The 24,289-nt window shown below is 72.9% G+C and carries 28 protein-coding genes; 11 read left to right on the plus strand and 17 right to left on the minus strand.

Annotated features, from left to right (window positions below):
• Positions 1 to 477: 477 nt before the first annotated feature.
• On the plus strand, positions 478 to 1,545 hold the full coding sequence (locus ACWCRA_RS18740) for a 2OG-Fe(II) oxygenase family protein (RefSeq protein WP_351546237.1): 1,068 nt from the start codon (positions 478 to 480) through the stop codon (positions 1,543 to 1,545).
• A gap of 29 nt (positions 1,546 to 1,574) precedes the next feature.
• Here ACWCRA_RS18740 and ACWCRA_RS18745 read toward each other — a convergent pair whose 3' ends face one another.
• Entirely contained in the window at positions 1,575 to 2,081 is a 507-nt protein-coding gene (locus ACWCRA_RS18745; protein ID WP_351546234.1) for a DUF6328 family protein, read from the minus strand.
• 585 nt (positions 2,082 to 2,666) lie between these two features.
• On the minus strand, positions 2,667 to 3,551 hold the full coding sequence (locus ACWCRA_RS18750) for a universal stress protein (protein WP_451068086.1): 885 nt from the start codon (positions 3,549 to 3,551) through the stop codon (positions 2,667 to 2,669).
• A 620-nt stretch (positions 3,552 to 4,171) separates the two neighbouring features.
• On the opposite strand from ACWCRA_RS18750, the gene ACWCRA_RS18755 reads away from it, so the two are divergent.
• Positions 4,172 to 4,945, plus strand: coding sequence for a hypothetical protein (locus ACWCRA_RS18755; RefSeq protein ID WP_351546228.1), 774 nt, complete (start codon positions 4,172 to 4,174; stop codon positions 4,943 to 4,945).
• Between the two features lie 59 nt (positions 4,946 to 5,004).
• Here the strand turns inward: ACWCRA_RS18755 and ACWCRA_RS18760 are convergent, their stop codons facing one another.
• Together ACWCRA_RS18760 and ACWCRA_RS18765 are read right to left on the minus strand one after the other, a co-directional pair.
• On the minus strand, positions 5,005 to 5,706 hold the full coding sequence (locus tag ACWCRA_RS18760; RefSeq protein ID WP_351546225.1) for a nitroreductase family protein: 702 nt from the start codon (positions 5,704 to 5,706) through the stop codon (positions 5,005 to 5,007).
• A gap of 79 nt (positions 5,707 to 5,785) precedes the next feature.
• Positions 5,786 to 6,421 (minus strand): NADPH-dependent F420 reductase, encoded by a 636-nt coding sequence (locus ACWCRA_RS18765; protein ID WP_351546222.1) that lies wholly within the window; start codon positions 6,419 to 6,421, stop codon positions 5,786 to 5,788.
• 501 nt (positions 6,422 to 6,922) lie between these two features.
• Here ACWCRA_RS18765 and ACWCRA_RS18770 point away from each other — a divergent pair.
• Positions 6,923 to 7,543 carry a mycothiol-dependent nitroreductase Rv2466c family protein gene (locus ACWCRA_RS18770; protein WP_351546219.1) on the plus strand — a complete coding sequence of 207 codons (621 nt, stop codon included), beginning with the start codon at positions 6,923 to 6,925 and terminating at the stop codon, positions 7,541 to 7,543.
• Positions 7,544 to 7,808: 265 nt separating this feature from the next.
• On the opposite strand, the gene ACWCRA_RS18775 is transcribed toward ACWCRA_RS18770, so the two are convergent.
• The 3 genes from ACWCRA_RS18775 to ACWCRA_RS18785 all read right to left on the minus strand — a co-directional run bounded on the left by ACWCRA_RS18775 (position 7,809) and on the right by ACWCRA_RS18785 (position 8,923).
• Positions 7,809 to 8,015, minus strand: coding sequence for a hypothetical protein (locus ACWCRA_RS18775; protein ID WP_351546216.1), 207 nt, complete (start codon positions 8,013 to 8,015; stop codon positions 7,809 to 7,811).
• A complete protein-coding gene (locus ACWCRA_RS18780; RefSeq protein WP_351546213.1) occupies positions 8,012 to 8,275 on the minus strand; it encodes a hypothetical protein in 264 nt (87 codons plus the stop codon). Before ACWCRA_RS18780 ends, ACWCRA_RS18775 begins: the two co-directional genes overlap by 4 nt.
• A 195-nt stretch (positions 8,276 to 8,470) precedes the next feature.
• Positions 8,471 to 8,923 carry a VOC family protein gene (locus ACWCRA_RS18785; protein ID WP_351546210.1) on the minus strand — a complete coding sequence of 151 codons (453 nt, stop codon included), beginning with the start codon at positions 8,921 to 8,923 and terminating at the stop codon, positions 8,471 to 8,473.
• 21 nt (positions 8,924 to 8,944) lie between these two features.
• On the opposite strand from ACWCRA_RS18785, the gene ACWCRA_RS18790 reads away from it, so the two are divergent.
• From ACWCRA_RS18790 to ACWCRA_RS18800, 3 genes are all read left to right on the plus strand, one after another.
• Positions 8,945 to 9,547: a CGNR zinc finger domain-containing protein gene (locus ACWCRA_RS18790; protein ID WP_351546207.1), complete on the plus strand. Its 603-nt coding sequence runs from the start codon at positions 8,945 to 8,947 to the stop codon at positions 9,545 to 9,547.
• A 218-nt stretch (positions 9,548 to 9,765) separates the two neighbouring features.
• Entirely contained in the window at positions 9,766 to 10,173 is a 408-nt protein-coding gene (locus tag ACWCRA_RS18795; RefSeq protein ID WP_351546204.1) for a RidA family protein, read from the plus strand.
• A gap of 160 nt (positions 10,174 to 10,333) precedes the next feature.
• A complete protein-coding gene (locus ACWCRA_RS18800; protein WP_351546201.1) occupies positions 10,334 to 10,555 on the plus strand; it encodes a hypothetical protein in 222 nt (73 codons plus the stop codon).
• A 118-nt stretch (positions 10,556 to 10,673) separates the two neighbouring features.
• On the opposite strand, the gene ACWCRA_RS18805 is transcribed toward ACWCRA_RS18800, so the two are convergent.
• The 10 genes from ACWCRA_RS18805 to gvpO all read right to left on the minus strand — a co-directional run bounded on the left by ACWCRA_RS18805 (position 10,674) and on the right by gvpO (position 15,889).
• A complete protein-coding gene (locus ACWCRA_RS18805; RefSeq protein WP_351546249.1) occupies positions 10,674 to 10,931 on the minus strand; it encodes a gas vesicle protein K in 258 nt (85 codons plus the stop codon).
• 23 nt (positions 10,932 to 10,954) lie between these two features.
• On the minus strand, positions 10,955 to 11,167 hold the full coding sequence (locus ACWCRA_RS18810) for a gas vesicle protein (protein WP_351546198.1): 213 nt from the start codon (positions 11,165 to 11,167) through the stop codon (positions 10,955 to 10,957).
• On the minus strand, positions 11,164 to 12,042 hold the full coding sequence (locus tag ACWCRA_RS18815; protein ID WP_351546197.1) for a GvpL/GvpF family gas vesicle protein: 879 nt from the start codon (positions 12,040 to 12,042) through the stop codon (positions 11,164 to 11,166). The genes ACWCRA_RS18810 and ACWCRA_RS18815 overlap by 4 nt, the downstream gene beginning before the upstream one ends.
• 28 nt (positions 12,043 to 12,070) lie before the next feature.
• Positions 12,071 to 12,397 (minus strand): gas vesicle protein, encoded by a 327-nt coding sequence (locus tag ACWCRA_RS18820; RefSeq protein ID WP_351546194.1) that lies wholly within the window; start codon positions 12,395 to 12,397, stop codon positions 12,071 to 12,073.
• A 2-nt stretch (positions 12,398 to 12,399) separates the two neighbouring features.
• The gene (locus ACWCRA_RS18825) at positions 12,400 to 13,488 is read right to left on the minus strand and encodes an SRPBCC family protein (RefSeq protein WP_451068087.1); all 1,089 of its coding nucleotides are present in this window, start codon (positions 13,486 to 13,488) and stop codon (positions 12,400 to 12,402) included.
• Positions 13,475 to 14,089, minus strand: a complete 615-nt coding sequence (locus ACWCRA_RS18830) for a DNA primase (protein ID WP_451068088.1) — start codon at positions 14,087 to 14,089, stop codon at positions 13,475 to 13,477. Before ACWCRA_RS18830 ends, ACWCRA_RS18825 begins: the two co-directional genes overlap by 14 nt.
• The gene (locus ACWCRA_RS18835) at positions 14,086 to 14,331 is read right to left on the minus strand and encodes a gas vesicle protein GvpG (protein WP_451068089.1); all 246 of its coding nucleotides are present in this window, start codon (positions 14,329 to 14,331) and stop codon (positions 14,086 to 14,088) included. Before ACWCRA_RS18835 ends, ACWCRA_RS18830 begins: the two co-directional genes overlap by 4 nt.
• Positions 14,332 to 14,337: 6 nt before the next feature.
• Positions 14,338 to 15,054 (minus strand): GvpL/GvpF family gas vesicle protein, encoded by a 717-nt coding sequence (locus ACWCRA_RS18840; RefSeq protein ID WP_451068090.1) that lies wholly within the window; start codon positions 15,052 to 15,054, stop codon positions 14,338 to 14,340.
• Positions 15,051 to 15,494 (minus strand): gas vesicle structural protein GvpA, encoded by a 444-nt coding sequence (locus ACWCRA_RS18845; protein WP_351546180.1) that lies wholly within the window; start codon positions 15,492 to 15,494, stop codon positions 15,051 to 15,053. Before ACWCRA_RS18845 ends, ACWCRA_RS18840 begins: the two co-directional genes overlap by 4 nt.
• Positions 15,495 to 15,568: 74 nt before the next feature.
• Entirely contained in the window at positions 15,569 to 15,889 is a 321-nt protein-coding gene (gvpO, locus tag ACWCRA_RS18850; protein WP_451068091.1) for a gas vesicle protein GvpO, read from the minus strand.
• A 365-nt stretch (positions 15,890 to 16,254) separates the two neighbouring features.
• Here gvpO and ACWCRA_RS18855 point away from each other — a divergent pair, with 365 nt between their 5' ends.
• From ACWCRA_RS18855 to ACWCRA_RS18875, 5 genes are all read left to right on the plus strand, one after another.
• Positions 16,255 to 17,505, plus strand: a complete 1,251-nt coding sequence (locus ACWCRA_RS18855; RefSeq protein ID WP_351546174.1) for a glycosyltransferase family 2 protein — start codon at positions 16,255 to 16,257, stop codon at positions 17,503 to 17,505.
• Positions 17,502 to 19,472 carry a right-handed parallel beta-helix repeat-containing protein gene (locus ACWCRA_RS18860; protein ID WP_351546171.1) on the plus strand — a complete coding sequence of 657 codons (1,971 nt, stop codon included), beginning with the start codon at positions 17,502 to 17,504 and terminating at the stop codon, positions 19,470 to 19,472. The genes ACWCRA_RS18855 and ACWCRA_RS18860 overlap by 4 nt, the downstream gene beginning before the upstream one ends.
• Before the next feature lie 197 nt (positions 19,473 to 19,669).
• The gene (locus ACWCRA_RS18865) at positions 19,670 to 20,815 is read left to right on the plus strand and encodes a right-handed parallel beta-helix repeat-containing protein (RefSeq protein ID WP_451068092.1); all 1,146 of its coding nucleotides are present in this window, start codon (positions 19,670 to 19,672) and stop codon (positions 20,813 to 20,815) included.
• Between the two features lie 252 nt (positions 20,816 to 21,067).
• Positions 21,068 to 22,396, plus strand: coding sequence for a UDP-glucose dehydrogenase family protein (locus ACWCRA_RS18870; RefSeq protein WP_351546165.1), 1,329 nt, complete (start codon positions 21,068 to 21,070; stop codon positions 22,394 to 22,396).
• 393 nt (positions 22,397 to 22,789) lie between these two features.
• The gene (locus ACWCRA_RS18875; RefSeq protein WP_351546162.1) at positions 22,790 to 24,046 is read left to right on the plus strand and encodes an FAD-dependent monooxygenase; all 1,257 of its coding nucleotides are present in this window, start codon (positions 22,790 to 22,792) and stop codon (positions 24,044 to 24,046) included.
• Positions 24,047 to 24,289 lie beyond the last annotated feature (243 nt).

Consider the following 24,289-nt stretch of genomic DNA (forward strand, 5'->3'; position numbering starts at 1 on the left):
CCGAGCGCGGCCCGCGCGGGCGGGAGGCCGCGCGCCGGGCCCCGGCCGTCCGGGTCCGAGCGCCGGGCCCGGACGGCCGTCGAGGCCGCGGGAGACCCAGGGGCTCCCGTCCGGATCGGGCTGGATCAGTGAGCGGGGTCTGGTGCCGCGCGTCGCGAGACGGGGGTTCGAGCCACCGCGATGGGGGCACCTCCCGTGCCCGCCAGGGCACGGGAGGCCATGGGCGAAGGACGACAACGCGGCGAGGTGAGGTGCGGTGCCAGGGCACGCGAGCCGGCGAGATCCCAGCGGAAGACCCGAGGCCCGGTGGTGCGGGTCCCACCGGCCCGCCGCCGGGGCACGTTTCCGGCCATCCACCTCTCCGCTCCCCCCGGCCGGTGAGCCGGCGGGGGGCGCGGTCCGTGACACAGGGCACCCGTGTGCCGTCCCCCGCGCCACGGCTGGACGGCCGCCTCGCCTCCCCCGAGGAGAACCCGCATGTCCGGACCCCCCGTCCTCGAACTCCCCTCCGATGTCACCGGATCTGCCGCCGACCGGGCGCTCGGAACCGCCGTGATCGACGCCTGGCGCACCCATGGGATCTTCGCCGTCGCCCTCGGCGCCGCCCAGCGGCGGGCCGCGGCCGAGGCGATGAAAGCGAGCAGGCACTTCTTCGGCGCTCCGGCGCGGGAGAAGGCGCGGTGTGTCAGCGACACGACCTACAGCGGATACATCGCGCCGGGCGAGGAGCTGACGGCGGGCGTGCCCGACCGCCCGGAGGTCTTCACCGTGTGCAAGGACATCGGCCCCGGGGACCAGCGCGCCCTGTCGCGCTGGCCCTGCCACGGCCCGGTGCCCTGGCCCGACGCCGCCTACCGGCACGCGATGCTGGCCCTCATGGGCGAGCTGGGGTCGCTGGGCGACCGGCTGCTCGCCCTGACGGCACTCGGCCTGGGGCTGGAGCGGCCCTCGGCGCTCAAGGTGCTCACGGACGACGGCTGGCACCATATGCGGGTGCTGCGCTTCCCGTCCGCGCCGGCGCGGAGCGGCCGGGGCATCGGCGCGCACACCGACTACGGCCTGCTGGTGATCGCGGTCCAGGACGAGGTGGGCGGATTGTGGATACGGCCACCGGTACCCGGTGAGCACCGCAACCGCAACTGGCTGGAGCACGAGAGCACCGCGGGCGTGTACGAGGACGACGAGCCCTGGTCGGAGGTGCCGCCGGTGCCCGGCACCGTGACGGTCTTCCCGGGTGACATCCTCCAGTTGCTGACCGGCGGCCATCTGCTGTCGACCCCGCACAAGGTCCGCCTCGCCGACCGCCCGCGGTACGCCATCGCGTACTTCCACGAGCCCAATTTCCAGGCCCGGGTACGGCCTCTGCGCCATGCGCGCAGCGGCGCGGGACCGGACGCCGCGGAGCGGCAGGTGCTGCACTACGGCACCCACTTCACGAACATGTTCATGCGCTGCTACCCCGACCGGACCACCACCACCAGACTCCGCGAGGACGGGGGGCTGCTGCGGCTGGCGCGGCTGCGGGAGGGCTCCGGACTGGAGTGAGGCCGGAGCCCGTTCCCGGCGGCAGGTGCTCAGGGGGCGGCCCGGTGCCGGTCGCGCAGCCGGGCCCGCAGGGGCATGCAGAACCAGAAGCCGAAGAGCCAGCCGAGGATGACGGCGGCCAGCAGGGCGGCGAGGGCGCCGTGCATCACCACGGTGAGCACCAGCAGCACCGCGCAGGTGAGGGCGAGCATCAGCAGCACGAGCCCCCACAGGGCCAGTTGGCCCGACACCTTCACCAGCCGGTGTTTGCGTCGGGGGTCGGAGACCAGCCGGTGGAAGGGGGCGGGGGCGGTGAGCAGACCGAAGGAGCCCAGCGCGAGCACGAGCGCGGCGACATAGATCACCCGGTCGGTGGTGTCGAAGGCGGCGAAGCGGGGGGTGACGGAGACGGCCATCAGAAAGCCGAGCAGGAACTGGAGGGCGGTCTGGGCGACCCGTACCTCCTGGAGGATCTCGGCGTAGGCCTGGGTGCTGGTCTCGGTGGCCGCGGGCGGCGCCGGGGCTCCGGCCGCCCCGCCGGTCCCGGGTTGCGCCACGGTCCCGGGTTGCGCCACGCCCCCGGGTTCCGCCACGGCTCCGGGGGCCCCGGCGGCACCGGACGGCCTCGCGGCTCCGGCACCCCCGGCGACTCCGGACGTCCGCACCGGACGGGGCCCGGGCTGTGCCGGTGCCAGGGACTCCCCCGACACCCTCTGGTGCGGAATCACCGCCCTTCCCCGTGTGTCCCGGACGGTCTCCCAGCGGGCCAGGAGCCGGGGGTCCTTCCCGTCGGCCGAGGTCTTCTCCCACCGGGCCACCAGAGACCCCCGGTGGGTGGGTGGGAGGTTCGGAACCGTGTCCCACATCTCCTGTGACGATGCGAGGGTGTCGTCGCTGCCGGACATGCCAACCTCCGGATGCTGAGGGGCTGAGGCCGCTGTTGCCTCACCATGTCCATCAGCACGGGCGCGAGTTCACCAAAGGTTCATCTGCTGTCCACTCTGACCGAAAGCGCTTTCTACGGTGGTGGCCCGCCCGGACCCCATCCGGCCCCTGACCAGTCGGCGGACCCGCCCGACCGGAAGCGGACGTACCGCGTTTCCGGCCGACGGGCCCGCCGGCACCGGTCGGGCCGTCGGCGCCTACTGATGGGGGATCACCGCGACGGGGGCGGCGGCGTGGTGGAGCACCGCGTGCGCGACCGAGCCGATCCGTCCGCCGAAGGGGGTGGCGCGCCGGATACGGCGGCCGACGACCACCAGGGACGCCCGGCGCGACGCGTCCACCAGTTGGTCCACGGCCTTGCCCGGACGGGCTTCCTCGATCACATCGAGCGCGGGGTACTTCTGCCGCCAGGGGCGCAGCACCTCGGCGAGGGTGCGGGCCTCGCCATCGGCCAACTGGGCGTTCAGCTCGGGGTCCGGGGGGAGTCCGTAGGCGAAGTAGGGCGGCAGGTTCCAGCTGTGCACGACCCTCAGGGCCGTCTCCCGGCGGGCCGCCGCGTCGAAGGCGAAGGCCGTCAGCGCGTCGTCCGGGGCGTTGGCGTCGAGCCCCAGGACCACGGGGCCGTCCGTCTCGGGCAGCGCCCCCTCCTCATCGCCCTCCGGGGCGCGGACGAAGACCACCGGCCGTTCGGCGCGCGCGACCACCGACTGCCCCACCGACCCGAGGAGGAAGCCGCCGAGGCCGCCCAGGCCCCGGGAGCCGAGAACCAGCAGCTCCGACTCCTCGGCCGCCTCGGGCAGGACCTCGGCGGGGCGGCCGGTGAGCTGCCGCCAGGTGATGTCGAGCCCGGGGTGGCGGCGCCGCAGGGCCTGGGCGGTCTCGAAGGGAATCCGCTCGGACGGCTCGTCCCAGCGCTGCCGGGTCTCCCGGCCGAGGAAGGGCGCCTGCATCAGGGGCACGGCCTCCCAGACCTGGACCATCCGCAGCGCCAGACCGCGCAGCCGCGCTTCGCGGGCGGCCCACTCGGCGGCGGCCAGACTCTCTCGGGTGCCGTCGAGGCCGACAGTGACAGTGCGGGACATGGTGCACACCTCCTGGAGCGATGGGGATCGTCGACCGATCCCCTCTCCAGCATGAGCGTGCCCCCGCGTGCGCGCGAGGGGCCACAGGTCCCGGCGGTACGGGCCGCTTCTCCTCCCGCGCCGGTCCGGGCGGCCCCCGGCCCCGGCACGCCACCCGCCGCCGAAGGGCCGCCACCGCTCCGCACACGGCACCGAACAGAAAAACGGCCGCGGTTGCCTCCGGCGCACCTCCACCCGGCCCGGGGCCGCCACCCCGGCCCACGCTCCCCACCCGCCCACGGAGGCGGAACACACCCGCGCGACCGCCGGGTCGGGCCGGCCGAGCGAGGGTGGACCGGCACCGTGTTTCCCCACAACACGGCTGGTTGCCAAGGAAGATGACACACTCTCAGACCTGCCGAACCGGGCCCGCCCGGATGTCCGCTCCCACCCGGGGGCGGAGCCCTCCGGCCACCCCCGCACCCCCGCTCCGGGGCACCGGACCCCACCGTCACCGGCCCCGCCTCATCCGCGCCCCCGCGCGCACCGGTTGTGCGGATCGGGCGGGAGGGTGACGGAGACGGCCTCATGGTGAGTAGCATCCGGCAGCGACACACCAGGTACGAGGAGAGTGAGTTGCCGTGGCCAACGAGCCGGACAACGCCCCCATCCAGAGCAGGTACGCACAGCGGTTTGCCGCCGACCTGGAGGCGAACCGCACCGAACAGGAGAGTGTCTCCGCGCAGATCACGGAGCTTCAGGAGCGGCTGACGCGCCTGCGGGCCGACGAAAGCTGGCTCTCCGGCATCCAGGGGACCCTGCCCTCGGAGGAGGAGCGGAGCACACCCGCCGGCAAGGAGGCCGCACCGGCCGCCGGCGGGGAGAGCCCCGCGCCGGAGGCGCCCGCCGAAAACCCCGCCGAGGCCACCGCCTCCCGCCCGGTCCCGAAGCCGCGGCAGGGGAAGCCGGGTGCGAAGGACACCGCCGCCCCCGCCGCGCGCGCCAGGAAGGCACCGCGCGCCAAGGCTGGAGGCAAGGCGGCCCCGGCCGTGAAGAAGGCCGCCGCCAGGAAGACCGCGGCGGAGGAGAAGCCGGCCGCCACGGAGAAGCCCGCGGAGAAGCCCGCGGCGGAGCCGCCGCTGCACGAGGTCGTCCTCGGCCTTCTCCTCGCCCACGCCGGCGAGCCCCGCATGGCCCGCGAGGTCCACACCGACCTCCTCGCCCGGCACCCCCGGCGCAAGACCTCCATCCAGGTGGTGCGCAACAACCTGGAGACCCTGGTGAAGAAGGGGGTCATCGACAAGGAGCACAAGCAGGGGTCGGCGATGTACACGGCGCAGAAGCCCTCGGGCGACACCCCCGCGGCCGGGACCGCCGCGGACGACGGCGGCGCGAAGGCCCCGGCACAGGTCTGACCCCGGCGGCGCACCGGAGTACGGTCATCGTGCACCGGGCGCGGTGCGCCGCCGCCGGTTCAGACCTCGGTCATCACCTGATCCAGTGATTTGCGGATCAGATCCGGCACCTGGCAGTCGGGCGCCGGGTAGCCGACCGGGATGACGGCGAAGGCCTTCTCGTTCACCGGCCGGCCGAGGACCTCGGAGAGGAAGCGCATCGGGCTCGGGGTGTGGACGAGCGCGGCGAGACCGGACAGATGCAGCGCCGTGAGCAGCATGCCGACAGCGATACCGACGGACTCGTCGACGTAGTAGTGCTTGCGTCTGGTGCCGTCCTCGCCGAGCCAGTAACGCTGCTGGAAGACCACGATCAGGGCCGGGGCGTCCGTGAGATGCGGTTTGACCTCGTCGGTGCCGAGCGGGCGCAGGGCGGCGAGCCACTCGTCACCGAGGCGGCCGTCGTAGGAGACCCGCTCCTCCTCCTCGGCCGCCTCCCGGATGCGCCGCCGCACCCCGCCGTCCTGGACCAGTACGAAGGTCCAGGGCTGCTGGTGGGCGCCGGACGGAGCGGTGGCCGCGCAGGCGATCGCGTCCCTGACGGCCTGGACGGGCACCGGATCGGGGGCGAACTGCCGTACCGTGCGCCGCTCGTCCATGCGGGCGCGCAGCTCCGCGGCCCGGGTGAGGGACTCCGCCGGGGCCACCCGGGCGGGGCGGTAGGGGACGGGGCGGTAGGGATCGCCGTGGGTGGGGCTCCAGCGCTGTGTCGGTGTGGGCATGCAGGCGAGTGTGCCGGGTCCCTGGTCCCTGGTCGAGGGTGCCGGCGGCCCGCCGTGACCCCGGCGCGGCGCGCGCGGATCAGAGGAGTCCTCTGGCCTCGCCGGCCGTGGGGAGGGTTCCCAGGGTGCCCTCGTGGAGGTCGCCGAAGACCTCGATGCGCAGCGACTGGTCGATGCCCCCGACCCTCAGCGGGTCGAAGCCCGCCGCGCGGATGAGACCGGCCACCACGTCCCCGGCCTCGGTGTCGTCGGTGGCGTAGAAGCCGACCGCGCGGTCCGGGGTCCGGTTGGCGGCGGTGCGCAGGGAGTCGGCGACCAGGGTGCCGAAGGCCTTGACGGGGCGGGCGCCCGGGGGCAGCAGGCCCGCGATGACCGCTCCCGACGACTCGTTGTCCGGGAGCGTCCTGGTGAACCCGCCCTTCCCGTCGGGGGCGATCGGGTTGGAGGGGTCGACGACGATCGTGCCGTTGAGGCGGTCGCCGTACCGGGCGACGAGTTCCTTGATGGTGTCGAACCACACCGCGAGGATGAGGACGTCCGCGCGGTCCACCGCTTCGTCGACGCTCACGGCGGTGGCCCGGTCGCCGAGGCTGCCGGCCAGCTCCTCCGTCCTCCCGGGGTCACGTCCCGCGAGCAGGACGGTCTCACCGCCCTCGACCAGGTCCGCGGCCAGCCGCGATCCGATGTTGCCGAGGCCCACAATCGCTGTTGTCACGCTGGCGCTCCTGCCGGGAGGGTTGGGTGCCGTCTGTGGGTCAGTACACCGTCAGCGCGGCCGGCGGGCATACGGAGGGCAGCCGGCCGGGTGAGCGCGCCGTCCGCCGGAGTGCTTTCCCCGACCGGGCCCCGGAGAGACCGGAAGGGCGACGACACCCCGGCGCCCGGTGGACGGTCCGGTGGGAGCGCGGGGCGCGAGCCGGGCGGGGCGGCCCGGTTCAGCCCGGCCGGGGTGTCCTCCGGGGGCTCCGGGCGGGGTCGGGCGGGTCGTGTCCGGGCCGGCCCGCCGGCCGTACCGCTCGACGTCGATCCGTGCGAAGTCCAGGGGTCCGGCGGGGGGTTGCTAGCCTCACCCGATGAGCAGCGACGCATCGATCCGATCACAGTGGCCGCCGAGGTCTTCGGGGCGGGATCGCGGCCCGCCGGACGGGGCGGTCGCCCCGGTACCCCCGGCCGGCCCGTCCCCCGCGCACCCGACCTTCCCCGGAGGAGCCGACGCATGGCCGCACCGCACACCGCCGATTTCTGGTTCGACCCCGTCTGCCCGTACACCTGGATCACCTCACGCTGGCTGATCGAGGTGAGCCGGGTGCGGCCGGTGACCATCCGCTGGCGGGTGATGAGCCTCTCGGTGCTCAACGAACACCGGGACGACCATCCCGAGGGCGAGTGGGAGGAGTACATGTGGGCGCCGGTACGGGTGTGCGCCGCCGTGGAGGAACGGTTCGGCGAGCGGGCCCTCGGCGCCCTCTTCACCGCGATGGGCACCCGTTTCCACCTCAGGGGGGACTGGGGGAACCTCACCGGGGCCCTCTCCGACGCCGGACTGCCCGAGGAGCTGGCCGGGGCCGCCGGGTCCACCGCGTACGACGACGCGATCCGCTCCTCGCACGCGCGGGCCATCGACCTGGCCGGCGGCGATGTGGGGACCCCGGTGCTCTCGGTCGCCGGGGAGGGCGGTGCCCGGACCGGCTTCTTCGGCCCGGTCGTCTCCCCGGCACCCACCGGGGAGGCGGCCGGCCGGCTGTGGGACGGCTTTCTGCTGCTGGCAGGGGTTCCGGGGTTCCACGAACTCAAGCGCCCCCGCACCGGGGAGCCCCGGTTCGACCTGCCCGGGTGATACGCGCGGGGAGGGGCCCCTTCACCCGATACCCCGGGCGGGCGGGGCGGACCCCGGGGCCGCCGGTCGGCGACCGACGGCCCCGGGGCGCTGTCGGGACGACCTGGGGAGTTTCTTTCGGATCGGGCCGGATCGGTGAGCGGGGTCCGGTGCCGTGGATCGCGAGGCGGAGGAGGGAGCCCACGCGGAGCACAGGCGACCGACGACAACGCGGCGAGGCGCGGCACCAGGGCTCGCGAGCCCGGCACGATCCGAAAGAGACGACCTAGAGCGCCAGATGGGCGGCCACGCTCCGCAGGAGTTCCTCGGGAGCGGTGGATTCGGCCACTTCGGGGATGTCCACCTCGTGGAGCCGCTGCCCCTCCCCCGGCGCGATGACCGCGTACCCGCCGGACTTCCGGGCCTCGGAGGCGTGCCCTTCCTGCACGGCGACCACCTCACCGCTCTCCTCGGTGATGACGGTGTACTTCATGAGAGGCCCCCGCCCTGCAGGTTGTGGGTTCCCGCCTCACCGCCGACGTTCCTGATGGTCACGCCGTACTCGGTGTATCCGGCGCCGGTTCTCCGCTTGCTGTGGTTGAACGCGATGTGCGCGGGGCCGTTGCCCGACGGTTTGACGTCCGGCCAGGCCGCCTGGGCGCCCCGGTCCTCGCCGTTGCCGAAGATGAACCACCAGGTGGTCTGGGCACCCGCGGCCAGAGTGGTGACCGATCCGAAGTTATTGAATGCCACGACTTCTTCCTCTCGATATCGGAAGGTGAAGTTCGTCAGCCCGAAGGGCGCACACCTCATGGACGCAGCGGGCCCCAAGGCCCCTGCCAGGCGGCGGAATTCGAGTGGCGCGAATCCATCATGGCGGCTGCGCACAGGACCAGCCATCACCCGAAAGGAGGGATCTCCGCCGGGACCACCACGCGGGGCGGGCGGCTACGCGGCGCAGAACTCGTTGCCCTCGGGGTCCCGCATGAGCCACCAGTGCCCGGCGGGCCCGTGGTCGATCTCCTCGACGCGGACGGCCCCCAGCCCTTCGAGACGGGCCACCAGCGCGTCGAGGCCGCCGGGGTCACTGTGGATGTCGACGTGCAGACGGTTCTTGCCGGACTTGCCCTCGGGCACGTCCTGGAAGAGCAGCCGCCGGCCGTGCCCCACACCGCTGGTCTCGTCGAACGGGTCATCGGGGTGGCGGACCCCGGCATAGCCGCGGAAGATCCGGCGGCCCCGGTGCTCGATGACCGCGTCCTCGTCGATGTGACCGGCGGCCAGCAGTTGCTCGATGAGAGCGCTGGGGTCCTCCACCTCGTACTCCAGGGCCGCGGCCCAGAAGTCCGCGAGCGTCGCGGCGTTCCCGCTGTCGATGACCAACTTCCAACTCAGTGCCATGTAACTCGTTATATTGGTTACATGGCCTCCTCTGCAAGCAAGGGGCTGACGCTCCACTCGGGTGGCGGCGTCGCCCACCGGTTCGACCCCGGCGCGCTGTGCCTGGAGCTGCTGACCACCGGCGGCCCCGGCCCCTACCGCCGTTACGAGGTCCTGCACGAGCCCGCCGACCTGGCCGCCTGGGCGGACCGCTCCCGGCTGACGCCGACGCCCGTGCTCACCGTCTCCCGGCCCGAGGTGACCGAGGTGCGGAGGCTGCGCGACGCCCTGCTCCGGATGGTTGTCGCCCATATGCGCGGCGAGCCGTATCCGCCCGGCGATCTGGAGACCGTCAACGAGGCGGCGGCCCGGCCCGCCCTGGCACCCGCTGTCACACCGGCCGGGAAGCTGCGGTGGGCCGGCACACCCGACGGCACGCAACTGGCCGCCTCCGTCGCCCGGGACGCCATCGCCCTGCTGACCGGCCCCTTCGCACACCGTATCCGCGCCTGCGCCGCCGGGAACTGCGAGCTGGTCTATGTCGACACCTCACGCCCCGGCCGGCGCCGCTGGTGCTCCATGGAGCACTGCGGCAACCGCCACAAGGTGAGGGCGCTGCGCGCCCGCCGCGCCGATGAGGGGTGACCCCGCGCCCGTGCGCGGCGGTGTGCGCGGCACCCGGACCGGGCCGGGCGGGGGCGACCGCCGTCCCCATGGTCACCGCGGGGTGCCCCGGGCACCGAAAAGTGCGTTCTTCCACGTCGGCACGGGCTCTCCTACGGTTTCCCCGTAACCACGAGCGACCGGGAGGACCCCGGTTCGAGGCGAGCCGACGGCTCTCACCGCGAGGAGACGGACACACCATGGCCATTACCCTGATGAACCCCGAAGGGCTGCCGGAGATCGATGTCTACCGGCAGGTGTCCATCGCGACCGGGTCGAAGCTGATCCACACCGCGGGACAGGTGGCGTGGGACGCCGAGGGAACCACGGTCGGTGCGGGCGACCTCGCCGCTCAGGTCGAGCAGTGCTACCTCAACACCGCGACCGCGCTGGCCGCGGCGGGGGCGTCCTTCGACGACGTGGTGAAGCTGACCGTCCATGTCGTCGGCTGGACCCCCGACCAGATGCCCCGGCTCCTGGAGGGGATCTCCCGGGCGGCGGCGGCACTGGGTGTCACCCCGGCGGCGCCCGCCACGCTCATCGGGGTCGCGGCACTGGACGTACCCGACCATCTGGTCGAGGTCGAGGCCACCGCGGTGATCGACTGATCCGCGCTCCCGGGGCACCGGGAGGGCCGTCCGGTGTCCGCTGCCGGGGGCACCCGTTCGGCGGTGGCCGGGGCGCGACATCCCGGGGCGGGCGGCGTGGCTCGATCATGATGGGCGGGGTGTGGGGAGGCTGTGGCCCATGCGATCGAAGGAGGACGACATGCCCATGGACGCCGTCGCGCGGTTTCTGGAGGCGCTGAGCCCGGAGCACCGCGAGGAGGTCGTAAGGCGGCCGGAGGCCGAGCAGGAGCGGCTCGCCGCCGCCTGGGAGGCGGAGTTGGCGAAGGACGACTTCGACACGCTGGACGAGTTGTCGCCCCCCGCCGCCGAGAGCGAGGCGGCGCGGCGGGTCATCGGCGAAGGAGCGCCGGAACCGGAGTAGGCGGGCCGTTCCGCCGGCGCGGGCGCCCCGCCCGGAGCCGTTCCGGGCACGACGGCGGGCGGCGGGGTCCCCGGCGGTGCGACAGCGGCGCGACGGCGGCGCCCGGGCACCGCCGGGGTCAGGAGTCCGACAGGAGCGGGCCCAGCGGGCCGAGGTCCAGATTGAGGTCCCCCGGCTCCAGGCCGAACTCCTCGCGCAGGACCCCCATACGGTCCTCCAGCAGCATGAGCGTGAGGCCGATCCGCTCCTCCTGCGCCTCGCTGAGGTCGCCGGTCTCCACCCGCCGCAGGGCCTGCCGCTCCATCAGCTGGCGCAGCAGCTCCACGACGGTCAGCACGAGCTTGGCGAGGTCGCGCTCCACGGTGTCGGGCCGCATGTCGAGTGTGCGGCGCGGTTCGCTCACGGCGCTCCCCTTCCGGTGTCCCAGGGCGAGGGAACCTGTTCGGTGACCGAGCTGATGAGGGCGTTGAGATCGATCCGCACGAGATCGACGTCGGCGATGCGCAGGGTGAGGTCCCCGGTGATCACCACCCCGCCGGCCAGCAGCCGGTCCAGCAGATCGACCAGGGCGACCTGCCGGGCGGCGAGGGGGCCGGATTCGGGGGCGGTCACCGGAGGGCCTCCCCCGGGGCCGGGGCGGTGTCCGGACCCCGCGCGACACCGCCGGAGCCCGCGCCGCGGCCGTCGGCGGGGCCGTCGCGGTCCGGGCCGTCGGAGCGCGGTTCCTCGCTCTCCTCGCCGGTCGCGAAGGAGTACGGGGCCCAGGGGCCGGTCAGCTCCATCCGGACCCCGGGCTCGCCGGGGGTGAGCCGCCGGACCGTCTCGACGAAGGCCGCGCTCTCCTCGCGCGGGACGAGAAAGGCGGCGTTGAGGATGTTCTCCCCGGCCGCGCCGGACAGCTCGGCCCGCTGCGGCGGGTGCAAGCGCACACCCTCGGCGGACCGGCTCAGCTCCTCGTGGAGCCGGCGCGCGACACCGTCGGCGGACTGCCAGGAACTCTCCCGGGTGCGGCGCTCCCGCAGCCGCCTGCGCAGATAGTCCTGCCCGGTCTCCGGCCCGCCCCGGCCCGCGGGCGCGGGTCCGGCCGCGGCCTTCTCCGCGTACACCTTCACCCCCCACTCGACCCGGCCGTCGAGCCGCTCCAGGGTCCGGACGAAGCGGGAGCGTCCGGCGTCGAGCAGCCGGCGGACGCCGTCGTCGTCGTGGCAGACGGTGGCGAGCCGGAGCGGCAGCGGGCTGCCGACCGAGGCCACCGCGGCAACCACCGCCTCATGGGCGCGGGCGGTCTCGGCGAGCCAGTCGAGATCCTCCAGCCGCTTCCGCAGCGGGGCCTCGCCGAAGTCCTCGGCGGGCACGTCCGACACCACCGCCGTCAGACCGTCGTGGCCGAGCGGATAGGCCGGTGCCCCGGCCACGCCCCGCAGTTCCTCGGGCAGCGCGGCGCCGAAGGGGCGGGTCACGGCGTAGACGTAGCGCAGTCGGTTCATGGTGTGTCCTCGGTCGCGGTTCCCGGTGTCACGTCTTCTCCGTCCTCGTCAGCGCCTCCAGCTCCGCGACGCGCTGCTGGAGGCGTTCGTTCTCCGCGCCGAGTTCGTCGCGCCGCGTGCCGCCGGACGAGAGCTCACGGTCGTGCTCCCACCAGTCGATGCCCATCTCCTTCGCCTTGTCGACGGAGGCGACGATCAGCCGGAGTTTGATGGTGAGGAGTTCGATGTCCAGGAGGTTGATGCGGATGTCGCCGGCGATGACGATCCCCTTGTCGAGCACCCGTTCGAGGATGTCCGCCAGATTCGCGCCGCCGCCGGAGCCATAGGGGTCGGGGAGCCGGCCGGGCGTCGCCATGCTCACCTCCGGTCACGGCTCCCGGACGCGGCGTACTCCCGCTCGGCGGCCTCCTCGTCGAGGTCCTCGTCCGCGAACTCCCCCTCCTCGGCGGGGGCCTCCTCGTGCTCGTCCTCGTACACCTCCTCGTCGTCGTACTCCTCGCCCTCGGCGTCGTCGTGCTCGCCCTCGGGCTCGTGGTCCCCCTCCTCCTCGTACTCCTCGTCGGTCTCCTCGCCCGCCGGCTCGTCGTGGGACGACTCCTCGGCGGCTTCCTCCTCCTCCGCCATGGCGTCGTCATGGCTGAGCACCACTTCTCCGTCCCGGATCTCCCCGCGCCAGCCGTCCTCGGCCTCCCCGCGCAGGGTGATGTGGCGGGCGAAGTTCTTGAGGTCGAGCCGGACCCGGCGCCCCTGGGCGCGCCAGATGTTGCCGGTCTTCTCGAAGAGGCCCTTCGGGTAGTACTCGATGACCAGCAGCACCCGGGTGAGGCTCTCGCCCAGCTCGTGGAAGGTCACCACGCCCTTGGTGGTGCCCTTGCCGCCCTCGGACGTCCACTGGATGCGGCTGTCCGGTATCTGTTCGGTGGTACGGGCCTTCCAGCTCCGGCTGGACCAGAACACCTTCATCTGCCAGTCCGATGTGGTGTCGTCGGCGTGGCTCGCGCTCTTGACGCCGCGGGCGAAGGCGGCGAAGTCCTGGTACCGCGTCCACTGGTCGTACGCCTCGCGGACCGGCACCCCGACATCGACGGACTCGATGATGACCACCGGCTTGCTGCCGCCGCCGCCCTTCGACTTCCCGCCGCCGGCGTTCTTGAGCGCCCGGGTGACGTTCTCCTTGAGATGGGAGGCCCCGACCTCCAGGGCGCCGCGCAGCGGGCCCTTGCCCTCGGCGGCCTTGCGGCCACCCTCCAGCGCCAGTTTGGCCAGCCCGGGGCCGCGGCCCTCCGCGATGTCGTTGAGCCTGCCGGTGGTGCGGCCCAGCATCCGGCCCGCCGACATCAGCGTCTGCTGCGCCTGCGCCGCCAGATAGCCCTGGGCCTCTTCCTTGAGCCGCCGCACGGCGGGGTTGTCCGCGCTCAGCGGACCGTTCTTGTCAGCCACGGCCACGGCCTCCCTCGGCACCGGTGTTCCCGGTGGACTTGGCGGGGTTCCGGGCCGCCGTCTTCTTCGCCGTCCGCCGGGCGGGGCGCGCGGTCTTCTTCGTCTGGCCGGAGGGGGCGCGGCGGGTGGCGGGCTTCTTCGCCTGCCGCGACCCGGACCCGGACCCGGACTCGCGCTCGGACTCGCGCGTTTCCTCCGACCCCTCGGGCTCCTCCTCCGACTCCCCCGACTCCTCCGACTCCTCGGGCTCCTCGGCCTCCTCGTCGGCCCGCTCACCGCCGGGGACCACTCCGTCGATCCGGTCCTGGACGCCAAGGGTCCGCTCGTGCAGCCGGTCGGCGATGCCTTCGAGCTGCCGGTTGACCAGCGCTCCGGTGGCGGCCTTGCCGACTCCGCCGAGGTCCTGGCGCAACTGGTCGCCGAGCTGCTTGAACTGCGGGTTCTCCTTCAGCTGGCGCGTCACCAGCTCGCCGAGGGCCGCCGGGCTCAGATTGAGCCGTTTGCCCGCCACCATGGTCGCCACGGCGAACGCGAGCTTGCCCTTCTTGGTACGCCCGAGTACATACCCCGCGCCCATCGCGAGGCCGATCACCACTCGTGAGTTCATCGTCCCTGCTCCCTGTTGTGCAGTGTGTCCAGCCGGTCGAGGAGCTCGTCCTCCCGGCGGTCGAACTCGGTCTCGTCGATCTCGCCCGCTTCGAACTGCTCCGCGAGCCGGGCGAGTTCGTTCTGGATGACCGAGGGGTCGTAGTACTGCCGTTCCGCCTCGTCCACCACCCGGCGCAGCACCCACAGGGAGCCGCGCACGGGGGCGGCGGGCAGCTTCAGCAGCTCACCGATCAGCCCCATGCCCGCTCACTCCACAAAGCTGTAGGGCGGCAGCGGCCCGGTGAGGGTGAGCACCAGATGGGGTTGCTCGGTACGGAGGGTGTCCACGGCCTCCACCAGCGCGGCGGCGCCGTCCCGGTCCACCAGGTAGGAGATGTTCGTCAGCCAGCCCAGGCTCTGCGGACCGTCGTTGGACTCGCTGCACACCTGCTCCAGGGCACGCCTGAGAAGCTCGGCGTCCTGGACCTCCCTGGCCTGCACGGCCGCCGCGATGCGCTCCCCGAGCTGGACCTTCTGATCGTGGGAGCCGCCCTGGGCGCTCCGCGCGGCGTCGGCCATGCGGCGCAGCTCCGGGTCGTCGGCGATGACGCGGCGCAGCACCGACTCCTCGTCATGGGTGGCCTTGACGTTGTACTCCACCTTGTCGGCGAGGGCGGCGAGCCGCTCGACGTAGTACTCCTCGCGCTCGGCGAGCACGGCCGTCAGGGACTCCTCGTCGGGCGACACACCGCCGAACCGCAGCGGCAGGACCGAGCCGTGCTCGCCCGCCCGGGTCAGGATGTGCTGGTGGGCGACGAGATCGCGCCTCTTGGGCCTGATCCGGTCCGGTGCGTCGCTGACGAGCGCCGCGATCCGGCCGTGGCGGATGACACGGACGCGCTGGGGCGGGTCACCGATGCCGTCCGCCTCCTCCGGGAGCTTCGGATGGGAACTGCTCGCTATGCCGTAGACGTAGACGCTCACTCCGATTCCTCCTTCTGCTTGCGGGCGGCGGGCCGCCGGGTGCGCGGCCGGGACTCGCTCTGCTCCTCGCGCGGGGAGCCTTCGTCACGCCCCTGCTGGAAGGAGTCCGCTATGGTCTGGGCCGCGCCGGAGAGCGCTCCCTTGGTCTTGCCGCGCGCGCCGGACTCGGTCATCTCCCCGACCAGGTCGGGCAGGCCCGGGTCCTTGCGCGGTCCGGACTCCAGGTCGAGCCGGTTGCACGCCTCGGCGAACCGGAGATAGGTGTCGACGCTGGCGACCACCACCCGGATGTCGATCTTGAGGATCTCGATGCCCACCAGGGACACCCGGACGAACGCGTCGATGACGAGTCCCCGGTCGAGAATCAGTTCCAGGACGTCGTAGAGGCCGCTGGAACCGCCTCCTCCGCCACTCTGCTGCTGGGTCGGCACAACAGTCATCGCTGGTGCTCCCTCCTTGCTCGGTGTGGTGCGCGTCCGGCCCCCGTGCGGGGCCGTTCCGCCGGGCTCGGTCCCTAGCGGGGATCGGCCCGGCCGCGCTCGTAACGGCGGACACGCCGGTAGCCGCTCAGTTCGTGGTCGCGGTCGAGGCTCACCTCATAGGTGGCGAGGAGACTCGCGGTGCTGGGCACCCGCTCCAGTTCGACCACTTCCACCTCCAGCGACCAGCCGTCCTCCGTCCGTACGAATGAGGTGACCGATTCGGCCTGCTGACCGGTGAGTTCCGACAGCTGTGCGCACGCCTTGCGCAGCACTGCGGTCGGGCCCGGTGTGGCCTGCGCGCTCCGGTCGTTCTCCTGGTTGTCGCTCTCCGTTGAATCAGCTGAATCAGCCATGACGCCTCCCGAGTGCGTGTTGCACGGTTCGGGCCGTCCAAACCCCGGGACCTGCCGTGAGGGGACGATTCCGGTTCCCGGTGCGCCGGGGCGCGGGCGCCATCGCTCGCCGGGCTCCCGCCAACTCGCCCGGGCCCGGCGCCCGTTGGCCGTCCACCGGCCAACCCCGGCCAGATATGGAGAGGTGGAGACCTTTCTGAGTAAGAACCGTGTATCAAGTGTGGAGAGATGGCCCTTTCAGCTCGATCGTTTCCCGTACAGTGGCGCATCGCGTGGGGTTGCTGACTCCGAACGTCATCACCATGCGGGCTGGGGGGCCGGGACAGGTGTCAGGTTTTTTCGACGGAGTGTGGTCATGGATCGTCATGGCCGCGGGGGAAACATCGTGGCGTGAACTGATGCCGCTGGGCCTCGCCGGAGCGTTCGTCTGGGCGCTGTGGCTCTATCGGGCGGTGCTCTCGCGCTTCGCCCGGCCCGTGGTGAACGAGTTCCGCACCACGGTGTCGGTGGTGGTCCCGGCGTACCGCGAGGACCCGGAGATTCTGCTGGACTGCCTGGAGACCTGGCTGCGGCAGGACCCCACCGAGATCATCATCGTGCCCGACGTGGACGACACGGAGGTGCTGCGGCAGCTGTCCCTGGTGGAGGACCCACGGGTACGGGTGCTGGCCTTCGAGCACCACGGCAAGCGCTCGGCGCTGGGAGTGGGCATCAGGGCGGCGACCAGTGAGCTGATCGTGCTGGTCGACTCCGACACCCGCTGGCAGCCGGGGCTGCTCGCGGCGGTGCAGATGCCGTTCGCCGACCCGGAGGTGGGCGGGGTCGGGACCCAGCAGAACGTCTATCTGAGAAGCACCAGCGTCTGGCGGCGCCTCGCCGACTGGCTGGTCAATCTGCGCTACTACGACTACGTCCCCGCCATGGGCCGCGCCGGCGCCGTGGCGTGTCTCTCCGGCCGTACGGCCGCGTACCGGCGGGCGGCGGTGGCGCCGGTGCTGGAGAACCTGGAGAACGAGTTCTTCCTGGGCCGCCGGTGTGTCGCCGGGGACGACGGCAGGCTGACCTGGCTGGTGCTGGCCTCCGGCTACCGGACCGTGCACCAGTCCTCCGCACGGGCGCTGTCGATGTTCCCGGACTCGCTCTCCGCCTTTGTGAAGCAGCGGGTGCGCTGGAGCAGGAACTCCTACCGCTGCTATCTGACCGCCCTCTACAAGGGCTGGCTCTGGCGGGCACCCCTGGTCACCAAGATCACCGTTCTCCAGATCCTGCTGACACCGGTGACGATGGGCATGGCGCTGGGCTATCTGCTCTTCAGCCGGCTGGAGCTGAACGGCCGCGGGGTGGTGCTGGTGGTGATCTGGCTGGTCGTGGGGCGCGGCATCCGCGGCTACTCCCATCTGCGCCGGCATCCCCAGGACATCCTGCTGCTGCCGCTGCTCGCACTGGTGGTGATCATGATCTCGCTGCCGATCAAGCTGTACGCCTTCCTCACCATGAACAAGCAGGGCTGGCTGACCCGCACCAGCACCAGCGTGGGCGGTGAGGGGCAGAGCGCCGCCTCTCTCACCCACGGGACGCGGTCCGGAGTCTCTCCCGCGGGGGCGGTGCGGCGATGACACATCCATCCGGACAGAGCGCGCGGCGGGTGCTCCGCGCCGCACGGCTCCTGGTCGCCCTGCCCGTCGCGGCGGGTCTGCTCCTCGCGGCACCGGCGCCCGCGACGGGCGCGGCGCCGGCCGGGCGCGGCGACAGGGACCCGGCGCTCACCGCCGAGGACGCGGAGAACCAGACCGCCCTCGTCGCCGCGGAGGACCGCCGGCTGGACCAGGTCCGCGCGGTGGCCGCCGTCGCCCCGCTGAAGGGCCCGCAGTGGTCACGCCCGTACCGGCTGGACACCCAGGGCGGATACACCCTGGTCCTGACCCAGCGCACCAAGCCGTACGGCGTCTCCGACCTGCTCGAACTCGCTCCGCAGACCTTTGTCCGCAAGCGGGACGGCTCCTATCTGCTGACCGAGAACATCTATCTGAACACGGGGGCCAAGCTCAAGCTCTCCAGTCCCGGCGGGCTCCATCTGCGGCTGGCGAGCAGTACCAAGGGCTTTGTCTCCATCGTCTCCTTCGGTGGCCGGCTCACCCTGGAGGGCACCCCGCAGGCGCCGATGCGCATCAGCAGCTCGGACACCCGCACCAACGAGCCGGACACGGATGTACGGGACGGCCGGGCCTATGTGCGGGCCATCGGCGGCCAGTTCTCCATGACCCACACCCGGGTCTCCGATCTGGGGTTCTGGAGCGGGCGCACCGGCGGTCTCGGTCTCACCGGCACGGACCGGCCCGACACCGGCAACATCAAGTACTCCGGCGCCGACGAGAATCTCAACCAGCGGGAGCAGTCGGCCGCCGACGACAAGGCGGAGCGGCAGTCCGAGCAGACACCCCGCAGCAGTGGAGTGATCGCCGAGCCCGCCGGGGAGCTGAGGACACCGGACGGCCGGTTCTCGGTGCCCGATCTCTCCTATCTCTCCGCGGAGATCAGCAACTCCACCGTCTCGGGCAATCTGTACGGGGTGTTCGTCTCGGGCGCCAGCGGGGTCAACATCACCCGGACCACGGTGCGGAACAGTCTGGAGGACGGGGTGGTACTGCACCGCGGTGTCACCAATGTCGTGGTCGACCGCACGGTCTCCGAGGAGAACGGCGGCGACGGCTTCGTGCTCTCCCGCGCCACCCAGCAGGCCCGGGTCACCGGTTCCAAGGCGCTGTCCAACGGCGGAAACGGCTTCACGCTCAGCGGCAGGCCGCTGGCGGACGGCCCCTCCGCCGCCGGGGAGTCCATCGCCAGCTACGGCTCCAACTCGGTCTCCCACAGCACGGCCAGGGACAACGGCCGCTACGGCATCGAGATCTTCGGCGGGGTGAACGTCGGTGTGCAGGACAACCGGGTCGACGGTGGCGACATGGGTATCGTGGCCCGTGAGGACGCCAGCAAGGTCGCCATCACCGGCAACCATCTCAGCGGCCAGACCCGGCAGGGCATCTCGGTCAGGGACGGGGTGTCGGGGGCGAACATCAGCGGCAACCTCATCGAGGGCACGGACACCGGCGTCTATGTACGGGACTCGCGGGCCGAGGTGCGCGGGAACACCGTCCAGGACGCCACCGAGCACGGGATATCCCTGGTGGGCGGTGTCGGCAGATCCAAGGTCACCTACAACGTGGTCGCCGGGGTCGGGCCGAGCGCGCTGGACACCAGCCGGGCGCGCGGTGACATCACGCTCAAGAAGAACCAGACCTTCGCCTGGCACGACACCAGCAGCTTCTGGATCAAGTTCCGTCACTACGCCAGCCCGATGACCCTGCTCTGGGCGTCCATCCTGCTGCTCATCCTGATCTCGGCGGTGCTGGGCGCCCGGCGCACCAGCCGCCGGGGCGATGTGCCGCGCCTGGGCATCCATCCGTACGCCGACAAGAAGTCGCTGCCGAGCGCGCCCGCGAGCGAACTCCTCAAGGAGAACGCCCGGACGGGTACGTCCGGCCGCCATCGGATGCCGGCGATGACCGCCGGTCACGACCAGCGGTAGGCCGCGGTCCCCCGGGCGGTGGGCATCCGTCCCCGGTTCCACCGCACCGGTCCAAGACCCGTCACCACCATCCCGCGAAGCCGGAGTCACCGACGATGTCATCCGTTCCGCCGCAACCAGCGCAACCGCCCGGGCCGCCGGAGCCGCCGGGGCCGCCGCAGCCGCCCGACCGGCCCGGGGCCCGCCGGAGTCCGGCCGTGTGGCTCTCCGGGGCCGCACTCGCGGTCGCGCTGATCGCGCTCGTGGTGGCCGTGTCCGGGCGCGACGGCGGAGCGGGGACGGAGGTGCTGCCGGGAGCCACCGAGGCCGGGCCCGACTCCACCTGGTCCGTACGGCCGGGGGCCGTGCCCAGCGACCCGGACGAGCCGGGCGAGCCGGAACCGGTGGAGACGGACGGGCCGGCGGCCTCCCCCGGTGCCGGTGACCCGGTGCCGCCCGCGCCCTCCGCCGAGGTCGACTGCCCGCCCGCCTCGGTGACGGTGGGCGATGCCCGCTCCCTCAAGGACGCCCTCGCGAAGGCGCGCGCCGGGGACAGCATCCGGCTCGCCGACGGCGTCTACTCCGGGCGCTTCGTCGCCACGGCCGCCGGCACCGCCGAGAAACCCGTCTCGCTGTGCGGCGGCTCCGGCGCGGTCATCGACGGCGGCGGGATCAAGGGCGGATACGCCCTCCATCTCAAGGGCGCCACCCACTGGCGGGTGGTCGGCTTCACCGTGCGCAACGGCCAGAAGGGAGTGATGGCGGACCGGGTACGGGGCACGGTGATCCAGCGCCTGACCGTGGAGTCGATCGGCGACGAGGCCATCCATCTGCGCGACTTCAGCTCAGACAATGTGGTCCGGGACAATGTCGTCCGTGCCACCGGGCTGCGGAAGCCGAAGTTCGGCGAGGGTGTCTACATCGGTACCGCCAAGTCCAACTGGTGCACCGTCACCCAGTGCGCGCCGGACGAGAGCGACCGGAACGCGGTGATCGGCAACCGCATCAGCGACACCACGGGCGAGGCCGTCGACATCAAGGAGGGGACCACCGGCGGCAGGGTCGTCGGCAACACCTTCGACGGCGCGAAACTGGCCGGCTCCCACAACGACTCCTGGGTCGACGTCAAGGGCAACGACTGGCTGATCCAGGGCAACACCGGGCGCAACTCCCCCGAGGACGGCTTCCAGACCCATCAGATCGTCAAGGGCTGGGGCACCGGCAACACCTTCAGCGGCAACACCGCGCGCGTGGACGGACCCGGCTGGGGCTTCCGTCTCACCTCCGACGGCAACAAGGTCACCTGCGACAACAAGGTGACCGACGCCGCCAAGGGGCTCGCCAATGTCGACTGCGCCTCCTGACGGGGGCTGACCGGCCCGCTCCCACCCCACCGACCACCCCTTTCGCCCGATGGGCCCGGCCTCGTCCGGTCGACCGGTTCCCGCCCTCCCGGCCCGGTCCCGCAGGACCGGCGCCCGCTCCCACCGGACCCCGCCACGACGGGCGGTGCGGTGATCCGTCGCGCCCCGCCGAACCCCGCCGGGAGCGGCAGCACGAGTGCACGGGGCGCGTCAGGCGCCCACCCCACCGACAACCATCGCCCGGAGGTCACCATGACCGCTCCCGCTCCCCGTCTCACCGTGATCGGCACCGGATATCTCGGCGCCACCCACGCCGTCTGCATGGCCGCCCTCGGCTTCGAGGTGCTGGGCGTGGATGTGGACCCGGGGAAGATCGAGCGACTGAACGCCGGGGAGGTCCCCTTCTTCGAGCCGGGCCTCCCGGAACTCCTCGGCAAGGCGCTCGACTCCGGGCGGCTGCGTTTCACCACCGGCCCGGAGGAGGCCGGGGAGTTCGGGGATGTGCACTTCGTCTGTGTCGGGACACCGCAGCGGCAGGGCTCGCACGCGGCCGATCTGACCCATGTCGACGCCTCGGTCGAGGCGCTCGCGCGGCATCTGCGCCGGCCGTCGCTGGTGGTCGGCAAGTCCACCGTCCCGGTGGGCACCGCGGCCCGGCTGACCGGGCTGATCCAGCGGGTGGCCCCGGCCGGAGCGGATGTGCGGCTCGCCTGGAACCCGGAGTTCCTGCGCGAGGGTCATGCGGTGGAGGGCTCCCTGCGGCCCGACCGGCTGGTCTTCGGGGTCGCGTCGGAGTGGGCCGAGCAGCGGCTGCGGGCCGCCTTCGCCCCCGTCATCGCCCGGGGCACACCGGTCGTGGTCACCGATCTGCCGACCGCGGAGCTGGTGAAGGTGGCGGCCAACTCGTTCCTCGCCACCAAGATCTCGTACATCAACGCCATGGCGGAGGTCTGCGAGGCCACCGGTGCCGATGTGACCGCGCTCGCGACGGCCCTCTCCCACGACGACCGGATCGGCGGGCGGTTCCTCAAGCCCGGGCTCGGCTTCGGCGGCGGATGCCTGCCGAAGGACATCCGGGCCTTCACCCACCGCGCGGAGGAGCTGGGGGCGGGCCGGGCGGTCGCCTTCCTCCACGAGATGGACGGCATCAATCAGCGGTGCCGCACCCGCACCGTCGACCTGGTGCGCGAACTGACCGGAGGTGAGCCGGCGGGTGTGCGGGTGACCGTGCTCGGGGCCGCCTTCAAACCCGACTCCGACGACATACGCGACGCCCCGGCGCTGGATGTGGCGCGCACCCTCCACCGCGCGGGTGCCCGGGTGACGGTCGTCGACCCGGCCGCCACCGGGAACGCCCGGCGCGCCTTCCCCGAGCTGGAGTACGGCACCGACGCCATCAGCGGCGCCACCGGCGCGGAGGTGGTGCTGCTGCTCACCGAGTGGTCGCAGTTCCGTGAGATCGATCCGCACGCCATGGGCGCGGTGGTGGCCCGGCGGCGCGTTCTCGACGCCCGCCACGCCCTCGACCCGGCCCGGTGGCGCGCGGCGGGATGGGAGTACCGGGCACTGGGCCGCCCCTGAGGGGGCATGGGCGGCGGCCACGCCGTACCGCCGGCCGGTGACGGGTGCTCGGGGCCGGGGTTCGCCCTCCGGGCCCGCCGCCGGACGCCCGAACGCGCCGGTGCCGCCGGCCGGGGCGCCCCGCGTGCCGGGTGCGGGGCGGTCGCGGCACCGCCTGGAGGGCGAGGGGGCCGCGCGGCGCGCGCCGTCCGGCGGGCACGGTGGGCTCCCCGCGGGACACGGCCCACGGCCCGCGCCATGGACGGGAACGCCACGGCCCCGGGAACCCCCGCCGCGATCAACGATCTTGATGGCTGCCATCACCGCTCTGTATTGGACGCCCCGCCGCCCGTGGCCGGAAGCTGATGGCAGGGGCCCGGCCCCAGGGCTTCGGTGAGAGGCAGGGACAGATCGATGAGAGTGACCGTCGTGGGCGGGGGCATCGCCGGCTTGACCTGTGCCCTGAGTCTGCACGCCGCCGGCTTCGCACCCCGGGTGCACGAGGCCGCGCGGACCGTCGAGGCGGTCGGCGTGGGCATCAATCTGCTGCCGCACGCCGTCCGCGAATTAGCCGAACTCGGCCTGGCCGGTGAGCTGGCCGCCATCGCGCTCTCCCCGCGCAGGCTGAGCTACCGCGACCGGTCGGGCGAGCCGGTGTGGGAGGAACCGCTGGGGCTCGTGGCCGGTTACCACTGGCCGCAGCACTCCGTACACCGCGGAAGTCTCCAGATGCTGCTGCTGGCGGCGGTGCGCGAGCGCCTGGGGCCGGAGGCGGTCCGCACCGGTCTGCTGTTCCGGCGTTTCGAGCAGACCGGGGACGGTGTCCGGGCCCACTTCCTGGACCGGGCGAGCGGCCGGCCCGTGGTCGATGACGCCGATGTGCTGGTCGGCTGCGACGGCATCGACTCCGCGGTCCGCGCGCAACTCCACCCGGACGAGGGCCCCGTGAAGGGGAACGGCGTCCACATGTGGCGCGGGGTCGCCCGCCATCCGCACATTTTCGACGGCCGCACGATCGTGGTCGCGGGCGGCACGCCCGGCGCCAAGTTCGTCGCCTACCCGATCGAGGACCCGGTGACCGAGGGCGGCCGGGCCCTGATGAACTGGGTGCTGGAGGTACGGTACGGTCCGTCCGCCGCGCCTCCGGACGGCGCGGGCCGCCGCCTCACGGCGGCGGAGGCCCGCGCCGGGCTGGCGCTCTGGGATCTGCCGTGGATCGACCTCGGCTCACTGGCCGAGCACTCCTCGGCGATCTTCGAGTACCCCATGGCCGACCGCGATCCGCTGCCGTACTGGAGCGCCGGGCGGGTCACCCTGCTCGGTGACGCCGCGCACCCGATGTTCCCCATGGGCATGAACGGCGGGTCGCAGTCCATCGTCGACACCCGGGTACTGGCCTGGTGCCTGGCCCGGGAGAACGACCCCGGGGCCGCGCTCCGCCGCTACGACCGGATGCGCAGGCCGACGGTCAACGCGGTGGTGCTGGCCAACCGGCGCCTGGGGCCGGAGGAGATCATCTCGCGGGCGGCGGAACACGGCGGGGCGCTCCCCGCCGACCGGGCCCGGAAGATCGCGACCGGGTACCGGGAGGTGGCCCGGGCCACCGTGGACCAGGTGAACACCCACGCGTCATGGACCGTCCCGCGCCGGGCAGCGGGCCCGGCCGGCTGAACACTCCACCGGCCGGGAACGGGACCGGGACCGAGTGCGAGTGCGGGTGCGGTGAGCACCGGCCCGACGGACACCGGTCCGGCTCCCCCGGCCCGCCAGACACCCACCCGGTCCGGTGAGCACCCGTCCGGCCCGGCCCGCCCAGCACGACAGACACCCACCCGGCCCGGCTCCCCCGGCCCGGCGGACACCCGGCCACCGAGCACCCGGTCCGGTGAGCACCCACCACCATCACCCCTCTCC

Source organism: Streptomyces sp. NPDC001889 (genome assembly GCF_053594535.1).